This window comes from Acinetobacter portensis, assembly GCF_010646905.1.
Lineage (GTDB): Bacteria > Pseudomonadota > Gammaproteobacteria > Pseudomonadales > Moraxellaceae > Acinetobacter > Acinetobacter portensis.
The window spans coordinates 197,215-209,517 of record NZ_JAAARQ010000002.1 but is presented as its reverse complement, the minus strand read 5'-3'; the positions used below and the strand labels follow the sequence as shown (position 1 = coordinate 209,517).

10 protein-coding genes are annotated in these 12,303 nt (G+C 36.9%); 6 read left to right on the top strand and 4 right to left on the bottom strand.

The window, feature by feature from the left end; translation table 11 throughout:
• Window positions 1-519 precede the first annotated feature (519 nt).
• From lldP to dld, 4 genes are all read left to right on the top strand, one after another.
• Entirely contained in the window at window positions 520-2,184 is a 1,665-nt protein-coding gene (gene lldP, locus GTK57_RS00970; protein ID WP_152873904.1) for an L-lactate permease, read from the top strand.
• Window positions 2,185-2,207: 23 nt separating this feature from the next.
• On the top strand, window positions 2,208-2,951 hold the full coding sequence (gene lldR / locus GTK57_RS00965) for a transcriptional regulator LldR (RefSeq protein WP_163120880.1): 744 nt from the start codon (window positions 2,208-2,210) through the stop codon (window positions 2,949-2,951).
• A gap of 3 nt (window positions 2,952-2,954) precedes the next feature.
• The gene (gene lldD, locus GTK57_RS00960) at window positions 2,955-4,109 is read left to right on the top strand and encodes an FMN-dependent L-lactate dehydrogenase LldD (RefSeq protein WP_163120879.1); all 1,155 of its coding nucleotides are present in this window, start codon (window positions 2,955-2,957) and stop codon (window positions 4,107-4,109) included.
• 199 nt (window positions 4,110-4,308) lie between these two features.
• Window positions 4,309-6,000: a D-lactate dehydrogenase gene (gene dld / locus GTK57_RS00955; protein WP_163124515.1), complete on the top strand. Its 1,692-nt coding sequence runs from the start codon at window positions 4,309-4,311 to the stop codon at window positions 5,998-6,000.
• Between the two features lie 224 nt (window positions 6,001-6,224).
• On the opposite strand, the gene GTK57_RS00950 is transcribed toward dld, so the two are convergent.
• Entirely contained in the window at window positions 6,225-6,611 is a 387-nt protein-coding gene (locus tag GTK57_RS00950; RefSeq protein WP_163120878.1) for a hypothetical protein, read from the bottom strand.
• A gap of 253 nt (window positions 6,612-6,864) precedes the next feature.
• Between GTK57_RS00950 and GTK57_RS00945 the strand changes: the two genes are divergently transcribed.
• Window positions 6,865-7,665 carry a hypothetical protein gene (locus tag GTK57_RS00945; protein ID WP_163120877.1) on the top strand — a complete coding sequence of 267 codons (801 nt, stop codon included), beginning with the start codon at window positions 6,865-6,867 and terminating at the stop codon, window positions 7,663-7,665.
• Window positions 7,666-7,679: 14 nt separating this feature from the next.
• On the opposite strand, the gene ruvB is transcribed toward GTK57_RS00945, so the two are convergent.
• The 3 genes from ruvB to GTK57_RS00930 form a co-directional block, all read right to left on the bottom strand.
• Entirely contained in the window at window positions 7,680-8,687 is a 1,008-nt protein-coding gene (ruvB, locus tag GTK57_RS00940) for a Holliday junction branch migration DNA helicase RuvB (protein WP_163120876.1), read from the bottom strand.
• A gap of 28 nt (window positions 8,688-8,715) precedes the next feature.
• Window positions 8,716-9,318 (bottom strand): Holliday junction branch migration protein RuvA, encoded by a 603-nt coding sequence (gene ruvA / locus GTK57_RS00935; RefSeq protein ID WP_163120875.1) that lies wholly within the window; start codon window positions 9,316-9,318, stop codon window positions 8,716-8,718.
• Window positions 9,319-9,442: 124 nt separating this feature from the next.
• Window positions 9,443-10,783, bottom strand: coding sequence for a deoxyguanosinetriphosphate triphosphohydrolase (locus GTK57_RS00930; RefSeq protein ID WP_163120874.1), 1,341 nt, complete (start codon window positions 10,781-10,783; stop codon window positions 9,443-9,445).
• A 181-nt stretch (window positions 10,784-10,964) separates the two neighbouring features.
• On the opposite strand from GTK57_RS00930, the gene GTK57_RS00925 reads away from it, so the two are divergent.
• A complete protein-coding gene (locus GTK57_RS00925; protein ID WP_163120873.1) occupies window positions 10,965-11,990 on the top strand; it encodes a M20/M25/M40 family metallo-hydrolase in 1,026 nt (341 codons plus the stop codon).
• The last annotated feature ends 313 nt before the right edge of the window (window positions 11,991-12,303 follow it).

Below are 12,303 nucleotides of genomic sequence, written 5' to 3'. Positions count from 1 at the left end.
GTGGCTTTTTAATTTTGTGAGATGGCTGTTAAAACCATTAAAAATTGCAATAGAAGCTAAATAAGCAGTTTTGAAAGAGGATAATAAGATTAAAGTTTTAAATGTGCATTTTTAAGAATAAATAAAATAATGATAAATAACGTTTATTAAAGTTTGAAAAGTGATGGGTGCTTTGCTTTTTACTCTAGATCTAAACGATCTACAAAAGCCATTATTCACTTATATCGACTAAAGTAGTAAGCAACAGATTTTGTAAAATCATGAATTTTTCATAGTGATTAAAATCAATAACTTACTGATTTTTGAAAAATTAAGTGGTTATGAACAGAACTTTTAAAAGCACAATAATTGGTATGACCAATAATTATATTAATCTTTTATATTGATCTTAAAAGAAACAAATCTTAATATTAAAAAGTAATTTTTGAATAATTTTTTTGCTTAACTTAATATTGGTCATACCAATATGGGTGTTTAAGATTACTGTTAAGTAGAAAATAGCATTTCATGGAGAAGAGGATGCTACAAAATTGGCAACAGATTTATGACCCTATGGGCAATATTTGGCTTTCAAGTATTGTTGCACTTATTCCAATTGTATTTTTCTTTTTAGCACTCGCTATTTTTCGTATGAAAGGTAGCGTGGCAGGAACAATAACCGTTGTCCTAGCTTTGCTTGTTTCTTTATTTGCTTACGGTATGCCAACGCAAATGGCATTTGCTTCTTTGGGTTATGGCTTTTTATATGGTTTATGGCCAATCGCATGGATCATCATTGGCGCATTATTCCTATATAAAATTTCTGTAAAAACAGGTCAGTTCGATATTATTCGTTCTTCGATTCTATCTATTACAGAAGATCAACGTTTACAAATGTTATTGGTGGGCTTTGCTTTTGGTACTTTCTTAGAAGGTGCCGCAGGTTTTGGCGCACCTGTTGCAATTACAGCAGCATTACTTGTTGGTTTAGGGTTTAAACCTTTATATGCAGCAGGTTTGTGCTTAATTGTGAATACTGCACCTGTAGCCTTTGGTGCAATGGGTATTCCAATTATTGTTGCTGGTCAGGTTTCTGGCGTAGATACAATGGAAATTAGCCAAATGGTCGGTCGTCAATTACCGTTCATGGTGCCAATTGTTCTTATTTGGATTATGGCGATTATGGATGGTTGGCGTGGTGTGAAAGAAACTTGGCCTGCAATTTTTGTAGGTGGTGGATCTTTCGCATTGGCTCAATACTTAACATCTAACTTTGTTGGTCCTGAATTACCCGATATTACTGCAGCTATTGCAGCGTTAGTGAGCTTAACGGTATTGCTTAAATTTTGGAAACCGAAACATATTTTCCGTTTTCAAGATGAAGAGACAAAAGTGGATGAAGCTGTTGCTGAGGCAGCACGTAAAACATATACCCTAGGTCAAATTGTGAAAGCATGGTCGCCATTTGCGGTATTAACAGCAATGGTTACCCTTTGGAGTATCAAACCATTTAAAGATTTGTTCGTAAAAGGCGGTCCATTAAATGATTTAGTGTTCTCAATTAAAGTGCCATTTCTGCATCAAATGATTCAAAAAATGCCACCTGTAGTTCCTGAAATCACTGATTACGATGCCATTTATAAATTTGATTGGTTATCTGCGACAGGTACTGCAATTATGATTGCTGCCATCATCACCATTATTTATCTAAAAATGAAACCGAAAGATGCCTTGAATGCTTTTGGTGAAACTGTAGGTGAGTTAAAAACACCAATTTATTCAATTGGTATGGTGTTGTCTTTTGCCTTTATTGCGAACTATTCGGGTATGTCTGCAACGCTTGCTTTAGCACTTGCACATACGGGCGGTGCGTTTACATTCTTCTCGCCATTTTTGGGTTGGATTGGTGTGTTCTTAACAGGTTCAGATACATCGGCAAATGCGTTGTTCTCTGCACTTCAAGCGACTACAGCTCAACAAATTGGTGTACCTGAAGTTCTACTTGTTGCTGCCAATACCAGTGGTGGTGTAACAGGTAAAATGATTTCACCTCAATCTATTGCAATTGCATGTGCGGCAGTAGGTCTTGTGGGTAAAGAATCCGACTTATTCCGTTTTACGGTTAAACACAGTATAACGTTCACAGTAATGATCGGTATTATTATTACGCTACAAGCTTATGTGTTCCCGTGGATGATTCCATAACACGCAATAAAGGACAGGATTGAATGAAAGTCTCCGACAAAATTGTACAAAGTCTACGCATATTAATTGAACAGAACAATATGCAAGTCGGAGACCGTTTGCCTGCTGAAAGAAAGCTATGTGAGCAATTGGGTGTATCACGTTCATCTTTACGTGAAGCGATACAGCAATTGATCAGCCAAGGTTTGTTATTAAGCAAAGTTGGTGCTGGAAATTACTTACAACAATTGCCAATTCATTGGTCGCAACAAAGTATTGTGCAACCTTTAAGTAATTTAATTGATGTAGATCCTGAGTATCGTTTTGATGTTCAAGAGTCTCGTTTAATTCTTGAAGGTGGTACAGCTTGGTATGCAGCGCAACGAGCAACAGCCGAAGATATTGTAAAAATTCGCGAATGTTATGACGAAATTGCGCATTACCAAGGTTTTGGTGATGATGATGAAGCAGCTCGAGCAGATGCAAAATTTCATCTTGCTATTGCCGAAGCATCTCACAACGTTGTTCTTATTCAGCTGATGCGTAGCTTATTCGATTTACTTCAATTTAACGTGGTTTTGGGTCGACGCAAAGTTTACTCAGAATCACATCGTTTTGATCAATTGCAAGATCAACATTTTAATGTCATGTCTGCAATTGAACGTCAAGATCCAGAAGCTGCACGTCAGGCAGTTTGTGGACATATTGAGTTTGTCATTCAACAAGTACGCTCGATTGATGAGGAAGAAGCTCGTCAACAGCGTGCAAGTCGATTAAACAGGATCTAAATTATGATTATCTCTTCTGCGAACGATTACCGTGAAGCCGCAAAGCGACGTCTTCCGCCATTTTTATTCCACTATATTGATGGTGGAGCTTATGCGGAATATACGCTTAAACGTAATGTAGAAGATTTATCAAAAATTGCACTTAGACAACGTGTCTTAAACGATATGTCTGAACTAAGCCTTGAAACAAAATTGTTTGATGAAACTTTATCGATGCCTGTTGCATTATCACCTGTAGGTTTAACAGGGATGTATGCGCGTCGTGGAGAAGTTCAAGCGGCTGTCGCAGCAGATAAAAAAGGCATTCCATTTACGCTATCTACAGTTTCTGTATGTCCAATTGAAGAAGTTGCGCCTGCAATTAAACGTCCAATGTGGTTTCAACTTTATGTACTGCGTGACCGTGGTTTCATGAAGGATGCATTGGAACGTGCAAAAGCAGCTGGTTGTTCTACATTGGTATTTACCGTGGATATGCCTGTTCCGGGCGCACGTTATCGTGATGCACATTCAGGTATGAGTGGTCCAAATGCAGCAATGCGTCGTTATATGCAATCTTGCTTCCATCCGCATTGGGCTTGGAATGTGGGCATGATGGGGCGTCCGCATGACTTAGGGAATATTTCAAAATACTTAGGTAAACCAACAGGCTTAGAAGATTATATTGGCTGGTTAGGCAATAACTTCGATCCCTCTATTTCATGGAAAGACTTAGAGTGGATTCGTGAATTTTGGGATGGCCCAATGGTCATTAAAGGGATTTTAGACCCTGAAGATGCCAAGGATGCTGTACGTTTTGGTGCAGATGGTATTGTGGTTTCAAACCATGGTGGTCGTCAGTTAGATGGTGTTTTATCTTCAGCTCGTGCCTTGCCACCCATTGCAGATGCTGTAAAAGGCGATATTAAAATTCTTGCAGATTCAGGCATTCGTAACGGTTTAGATGTTGTTCGTATGCTAGCGCTAGGTGCAGATACTTGTATGTTGGGTCGTGCATTTGTTTACGCTTTAGGTGCTGCAGGCGGTGAAGGTGTAAGTAACTTACTCGATTTAATTGATAAAGAAATGCGCGTTGCGATGACTTTAACGGGTGCGAAAACAATTGCAGATATTACATCTGATTGTTTGGTGCGATTGGAAAAAGAATTAGTTAAGTAATCTGCATCATTTATTTGATATCTGATGCGTCACTTACATCATTGAAATTCTATTGAAAGTCCCTTCTCTTGTACCATATATGGCTCAGAGAGAAGGTTAGGATGAAGGGTATTTCCCCCAAATTCTTTAAAAAGCACCTCTCCCTAACCCTCTCCTTAGAGGAGAGGGAACACATTCACAAATGGATGACTTGACGACCATGCAAACTATTTCATCATCACAGACCGTTCAAAAACTGATAGATGTTGTGGGTAAACAACATGTAATGACTGATGATAGCGATACACGTTTATATCGTCAGGGTAGACGTTATGGTTCAGGAGAAGTTTTTGCAGTTGTTGCACCGGGTTCATTGGTTGAACAATGGAAGGTTTTGCAAATTGCTGTTGAAGCCGATTTTATTGTCATCATGCAGGCGGCAAATACAGGTTTAACAGGTGGCTCTACGCCATTTGGTGAATATGATCGTCCTGTATTGCTTTTAAGTACACGTCGTTTAGCAGGTATTCAAGTCATTCAAGACGGTAAGCAGGTGGTTTGTTTACCGGGCGCAACGCTTGATGCATTAGAAAAAGAACTTGCAACGTATAACAGAGAACCCCATTCAGTGATTGGTTCATCGTGTATTGGTGCTTCTGTTTTAGGTGGTGTATGCAACAACTCAGGCGGTGCTTTGGTACGTCGAGGACCTGCTTATACTGAACTTGCTTTATATGCCCGTGTAAATGAGCAAGGCAAATTAGAATTAGTGAACCATTTAGGTATTCATTTAGGAAATACGCCTGAGGAAATCCTAGGAAATCTACAAAATAAAAAATATGCATCTTCAGATGTTCTAAAAGAAGAGCATCGCTGTGCATCTGATCAACATTATTCACATGATGTTCGCCAAGTTGATGAAAACACGCCTGCACGTTTTAATGCAGATCCGACACGTTTATTTGAAGCATCAGGTTCGGCAGGGAAAGTATGTGTATTTGCGGTTCGCTTAGATACCTTTGAAAAAATCCCAAGTCAGGTGTTTTATGTAGGTACAAATTCACATGATGATTTGACTGAAATTCGTCGTTTCTTATTGAAAGATTTACCAAATGTGCCAATTGCAGGGGAATACATCCACCGTGTTGCCTACGATATTGGTGCAAAATACGGTAAAGATACTTTTATGTTCATTGAAAAATTTGGTACGGCAAAAGTACCTGCTGCATTTGCAATGAAAGATAAAGTCGATGGCTATTTGCAGAAATTTGGCTTACGAGGTTTAAGCGATAAAGTTCTGCAATTGGTGACTAGATTTTTACCGTCACACTTACCCAAACGCATGAATGAATTTCGTGATTTATATGAGCATCATTTAGTATTGCGTATAGATCATCAAGATGTCGAGCAAGTGAATACTTTCTTTAAAGATTACTTTGCGAAGCATGAAACAGGTTATTATTTTAAATGTACAGATGATGAAGGTCGTAAAGCATTTTTACATCGTTTTGCGGTGGCAGGTGCGGCAATTCGTTATCGAGATACGCATTTAAGCGAAGTTGAAGATATTGTTGCGCTTGATATTGCACTTAGACGTAATGATCGTGAATGGGTTGAAACTTTACCGCAACAGATGGATGAAAAAATCATTCATAAATTGTATTACGGTCATTTCTTATGTCATGTATTCCATCAAGATTATATTGTGAAAAAGGGTGTTGATCCTTTAGCGATGGAACATGAAATGTGGAAGTTGTTGGATGATCGTGGGGCGGAATATCCTGCTGAACACAATGTTGGGCATTTATATATGGCGAAGCCATCTTTGAAAAATCATTACCAAAAACTTGATCCAACCAATAGTTTTAATGTGGGGATTGGTCATACGTCTAAATTGAAAAATTGGAAGTAATGGCAAAAGTTAAAATAACGATAAAGTGGTAAAGCCCTATCTCAGGCGTAGCGTAAGCTACGTCTTTTTTTGGTTTTGATTTATAAAAAATATCTAATGTGTAACTAAAATAAATAAGCATCACGATGAGCCAAAGCTAAAGGAGTGATATTTCATTCATAATTTTTTATAAAAATACAAAGCGTCTAAATAAAATAAAAGTGTTTCTTTTATTGATTGCTAAGTTATGCAAGTTGGCATTGAAGTGGATGTGTCTTTTCTTCACCTTGTAGGTATAAGCTTTTTGTTGAGTGGTTCACACCTAAAATGTAATTTGAGTGCGGTTGATTTTGAGCTGTCCAGCCAAATTGTTTAATTGTATATAATGATTGGTTGGAGTTGCTCTGAGAAGTGGCTTGACCATTCCAACATTTATTTTGCGTACATACCGTAACTTTTGAATGGTCTTGAATAGAAACTTTAAATTTAGAATCTAAAATAGCACCTGAATGACAGTTTTTATTTTTACATTTAACTTCATTAATTGTATTTTGACATTGCCAAGATGAAGTGTTTGCCCAAATTAATGAGGGGCAAAAACTTGTACAAAAGATGATAATTAGATGTTTCATAACAGAATCCTATTTTTATTTGAATGTTCCGCTTCATTCATTTTAATTATTGTTTATGGTGTTTATATAAATATTTTTAGTAGTCGTATTAAAATCTAAACACGTAAAAATGTGATTTAAGTCACATAAAGTATTTTATAGTGTGATCAATATTTGTGCAATGCTTTGGTAGTAAAATTTTTATTTTTTTGCAAAATTTTAAATTTTAAATTGTTTTTTAAAGACATTTTGCACTATAGGTGATTGATTTTATTTGAATGGTTTTGTAGTTTGGCTGTGGGGAAATAATTTAGAGATAAAAGTGGCAGAGAAAAATACGCAAGCGTTGGTTTTACAACAGCCGAAAGATCAAATGATTCATTTAGATTTACAACATTCAACTGATACAACTGCAATTTGGTCTTTTGTCATTGCGATGGTGGTTGCTTTTATATTGGGGATTTCAGCCACGATTATTGCGATATGGTATGGACGAAAAAGTTTCCAATTAACAGAAATGTCTTTTAAAACCGTTAGTGAGGATATCAAACAAGCAGCAGAAACTCATAGACTTATTAATGATAATATTTTACGAAGTCAAGAGAACAGTAGAAGTATAGAAATTAAATTAACTTTTAATCAAGATTGGTCTGAAAAACTAATAAGTAGCTTATCAGAACTGACATCGAATCTAAGTGGTTGGATATTAAGAGTCATTGGGCTATCTAAACAAATAGAAAAGTCGGAACAGAGTATGCCTAATTTTCGCTTATCAGAAGATACATACTTTATGAGCGAGATTAAACTTATTAAAAGTAGTTCTGATGATATTCATAAGTTAATCAATAAACTAGTTATCTATGTTTCATTATTTAATAGTGAGAATGAATATAATGAAATATTATTTTTATTAAACTCTTTAAAAATAGAGATATTGGATTTAACAACTAAATCTATACAAATGGAAAGTTTAGATACGGAAGCAGAAAAGATCTATGAAAAGAATTTATTGATATTTTCTGAAATAAATAAATTATTGCAAAATGAAAAGGTTAAAATATTAAAAGCAGCCTAAGCTGCTTTTTTAAATCACTTATCTTTCGGCTCTGGCGGTGTTAAACCAAATTGCAAATATGCCATATTGGTTGCAATACGCCCACGAGCAGTACGCATCACATAACCTTGTTGAATTAAGTAAGGTTCAATGACATCTTCAAGCGTACCTGAATCTTCCGCCATAGCCGCAGCCAAAGCTTCAACACCCGCAGGGCCACCATCAAAACGCTCTAGCAACATACTTAAATAACGACGGTCTAAAGTATCTAAACCATCTTTATCGACTTTCAACATGTCCAAAGCAAGTTGCGCCATTTCTTGCGTTACTTCGCCTGTGCCTTTCACTTGTGCATAGTCACGAACACGACGTAATAAACGGTTTGCAATACGCGGAGTACCACGCGCACGACGTGCAATTTCTTTTGCACCATCATCTGTCATAGGAACATCCATTAATTTTGCAGAACGCGAAACAATGTGTGTTAAATCTTCAACAGAATAAAACTCTAAACGCTGAACAATACCAAAACGGTCACGAAGCGGAGAGGTAAGTAAGCCCGCGCGAGTGGTTGCTGCAACTAAGGTAAATGGTGGTAAATCGAGTTTAATTGAACGTGCCGCAGGACCTTCACCAATCATAATATCGAGTTGGTAATCTTCCATTGCAGGATAAAGAATTTCTTCAATTACAGGCGATAGACGGTGAATTTCATCAATAAATAAAACATCGCCTTCTTCTAAGTTGGTCAGCATTGCTGCCAAATCGCCTGCACGTTCTAAAACAGGCCCCGAAGTCGATTTTAAATTACCACCCATTTCACGGGCAATAATATTTGCAAGTGTGGTTTTACCTAACCCTGGTGGGCCAAAAATAAGGGTGTGATCGAGTGCTTCGCCACGTCCACGTGCTGCGCCAATGAAGATTTCCATTTGTTCACGCACAACAGGCTGACCAATGTAGTCATCAAGCGAAGTTGGTCGAATGGCACGATCAAAATGATCTTCAGGTTTTTCAGAGCCACTAATTAAACGGTCTTGCATATATTCTGAGTCTTCTCTAATCGGCTAATTATCTATTCATTGACTTTAATGCAGCACGGATAATTTCGCCTGCTTCTGTGTAATCGCCTTTAACAGCATTAATCAGCTTTTGTGCTTCAAGCGGTTTATAACCTAAAGATTGTAAAGCGGCTTCTGCTTCGGCAACAGCAGAATTCCCTGTAAATTGAATTTGTTCAACTGTTGAGTTTGTTGGTTGTGTGTGCGCAGACATGGCTTTAAAGCGATCACGTAATTCAATCATCAAACGTTCAGCGGTTTTTTTACCCACGCCTGGAACTTTAACAAGTGTGTTTACATCTTCATTTTCAACAGTGTGAATGAGCATTTCGGTGCTTAATGTAGATAAAATAGCAAGTGCCATTTTAGGTCCAACACCGTTTACTTTAAGTAATGTACGGAAAATCGTTTTTTCACGTGCATCTAAAAAACCATAAAGAAGTTGTGCATCTTCACGAACTGCTAAATGCGTCCAAATTGTGGCTTTTTGACCTTTCTGTAATTGGCAAAATGTAGAAAGTGGCGTGTCAATTTCATAACCAACGCCATTTACATTGAGTAAAACTGTTGGTGCTTCCAATGCTAAAACTTCACCAATTAAACATCCGATCATCTTTTATTTTCACTTATTTGTTAATAGCTCAATAGTAGAGGTGATTGCTTTTAAAGGCAAAAGTTCCTACTTGTTATTTGCAGATATTCTATCCAAACACGTTATGGTTTAGTCAACTTAAGAATTACATTAAACCTGCTTTATTGCCCTGTAGTTCTTGCGCCAAGTTATATGCCTGATGATCTGAGAATTTAGAAATCAAATCGAGAACTTGCATAATATTGTCATAGTGATCATTTGAAAAATGAGCACCTGCACGTGTCAAGATTGTAAATAATCGCTGTTCTTTAAAATTCAGGGTTTTATTTGGCGTAGTTAATGGAATAAAAGCATCTAAAATTGTTTGTAAACTTTGATGTGCAATAATCTCTAAACCTGCTTTTTGTGGATGTTCAAAGATTTTATTACGTGCTAAATCTTTTGCTCGGTTAATGCTAAGCTCAATATCGGGTGAGCAATATTGTAATAAGCTTCCTGTAAGTTGACCCGATAAAATCTCGCCATGTTTTCTTGCAAATGCTGTAGTCACTTCATCGACAAGGCGTTTCATAACACGACCACGTAAAGCTGCAATTTTTTGTTGCCAGGTGGTTGTGGTCATTGCGAGTTCTTCAGGAACACCATATTCACCAATTAAGTCTAAGAAAATGGGTTCAACTTCCTCATAGCTTAGCATGTTTAAAATAATGCCATCTTCAAGGTCAATTAAGGCATAGCAAATGTCATCGGCAGCTTCTAATAAATAAGTCAGTGGATGACGGCAATAGTGATATTCGTCCAGTTGAATTAAACCAAGTTGTTCTGCAATTTGCGCCAAAATGTCTTTTTCGGATTGGTAGCAACCAAATTTTGCTCGTTTACTTGCAGGAATATTGCCTTGTGAGCTAATGGTTTTAGACAACCAAGGATATTTTAAATAAGCGCCTAAAGTGGCGTAAGTTAAACGCATACCGCCATTATTGGGGTGGTAATCGATTTTAGTCAGTAAGCGTAAACCTTGTGCATTGCCTTCAAATTGGCGTACATCGGCTTCTTGTTCTGGGGTTAAGTCTTTTAAAAAGTCTGTATGTGAGGCATCGTCAAACCATTCACGAATGGCATATTCACCTGCATGTCCAAAAGGGGGATTGCCAATATCATGCGCTAAACACGCGGCTTGAATAATAGCACCGACATCGGCAGGAGTAATCCACGGTGGTAATTCATCTTTAATTTTTTCAGCTGCAAGCATGCCCAAAGAGCGTCCAATACAAGACACTTCTAAAGAATGGGTTAGGCGCGTATGGATGCCATCATGTTGCGTTAATGGATGAACTTGGGTTTTGCGGTTCAGTTGTCTAAAACTTTGTGAAAATATAATGCGGTCATAATCTTTATGGAACGGACTTCTTGCTTGTTCTGTACTTTGTTTTTTACTACCTAAACGAACTGTTGATAGTAATTCTAACCATCTCATTTGAGTCATTTATCGTTATTCGCTAATTTCTTAAACTCATCATGCCAAAAAAGTGGGTAAAGCTCTAGTAGGGAACGACATAGCTTGTCCTATATTTATAATATGTATTGTAAGAGAATTACAAAACCAAACAACGAAATGTGCCAATTGAAATTAAGATAAGCATAAATAAAGCAAAGAGTTTGTAACGATGTTTGTACCTAAAATTTTAACTGCCTGTGTTTTATCTTCAATGTTTGTATTGGGTGGATGTGAAACAATTCAATCGAATAAATTAGAAACGACAGCAGTTTCATCATCAAAAACAATTCAATTAAATTCCGCTGAAATGATGAAGCATTTACAGGCTTTTGAAAAAATTGCGAAAGACAATGGCGGAAATCGTGCCGTAGGTACAAAAGGCGGTTTGGCATCGGCTCAATATATTTTAGATGAAGCGAAAAAAGCAGGTTTAACTGCACAAATGCTTCCTTTTGAAAACCGTGAAAAAGTGGTTGGACAAAATATATTTGTTGAAATTGCAGGTCAAACCAATGAATCGGCTGTACTGATTGGTGCGCATTACGACTCTGTAAAAATGGGACCAGGTATTAATGATAATGCTTCAGGCGTGGCATTACTTTTAGATTTAATGCATCAATATACTGCAACTAAAACCAAACCTAAAAATACCATTGTATTAGCCTTTTGGGATTCAGAAGAAACAGGTATTGCAGGTTCGCAAGATTATGCAAAGAAACTAAGTCCTGAACAGCTTAAAGGTATTAAGGCTTATATTAATGTCGATATGGTAGGCACTAAAAATCCGGATGTGATGATTGCCGATGCAAGTAAGTCTTCTGTAGATGATATGGAAAAAATGCTGAAAGAGCGTGGCATGGCAGAAAGTGATTACAAACCGTTATTAGATGGTTTGCGTAGCATTCCAACACATACAGGTGATATTGCTTTAGAAAACTTACTGACAGAATTTTTCAAAGATAAAAAAGTGACCTTGAAAAAGGATGTATCGACTTTAACAGCAAGTGATACTGCACCATTTTTAGGTAAAGTACCTGTGACCTCTATTATTATGTTCAATGAAAAAATGAATGGTGATGAATTAGAGTTTGCACCGTGTTATCACAAAGCGTGTGACACCATTGAGCAAGTCGATCCAAAATCTTTACAACTTGCAGGCGATGCAGTTGTTTATTTATTGAATAACATCCAATAAATTCATTTTTTAAGGGTAAGTTTTATTTGTTGTTGTTTTTATTGCATAGAAAACAAATTTTCACAATAAATTTAATGACAAGTAGAACTTCCTTTAGAATTATTTAGATACAAGCTTTTTGTTGAGTAAAATCAAAGGGCATTCAATTTTTTTATCTGAAAATAAAGAATTTCTTTGAAATTATTGCAAAATTTGACGTGATAAATCTGTATTTTCATCTAGCCGATTTAGCCAATACACAGTAGAATATGCGCTCTCTTCAAGTCACATTGTGGCATGGTTCTTAAGACCAGCCCGTGGAGCCAAAATCAGC

What these genes read in the sequence shown, in the direction of transcription:
- lldP (WP_152873904.1), top strand. Translation starts at nt 520, where the DNA reads ATGCTACAAAATTGGCAACAGATTTATGACCCTATGGGCAATATTTGG.
- lldR (WP_163120880.1), top strand. Translation starts at nt 2,208, where the DNA reads ATGAAAGTCTCCGACAAAATTGTACAAAGTCTACGCATATTAATTGAA.
- lldD (WP_163120879.1), top strand. Translation starts at nt 2,955, where the DNA reads ATGATTATCTCTTCTGCGAACGATTACCGTGAAGCCGCAAAGCGACGT.
- dld (WP_163124515.1), top strand. Translation starts at nt 4,309, where the DNA reads ATGCAAACTATTTCATCATCACAGACCGTTCAAAAACTGATAGATGTT.
- GTK57_RS00950 (WP_163120878.1), bottom strand. Translation starts at nt 6,611, where the DNA reads ATGAAACATCTAATTATCATCTTTTGTACAAGTTTTTGCCCCTCATTA.
- ruvB (WP_163120876.1), bottom strand. Translation starts at nt 8,687, where the DNA reads ATGCAAGACCGTTTAATTAGTGGCTCTGAAAAACCTGAAGATCATTTT.
- ruvA (WP_163120875.1), bottom strand. Translation starts at nt 9,318, where the DNA reads ATGATCGGATGTTTAATTGGTGAAGTTTTAGCATTGGAAGCACCAACA.
- GTK57_RS00930 (WP_163120874.1), bottom strand. Translation starts at nt 10,783, where the DNA reads ATGACTCAAATGAGATGGTTAGAATTACTATCAACAGTTCGTTTAGGT.
- GTK57_RS00925 (WP_163120873.1), top strand. Translation starts at nt 10,965, where the DNA reads ATGTTTGTACCTAAAATTTTAACTGCCTGTGTTTTATCTTCAATGTTT.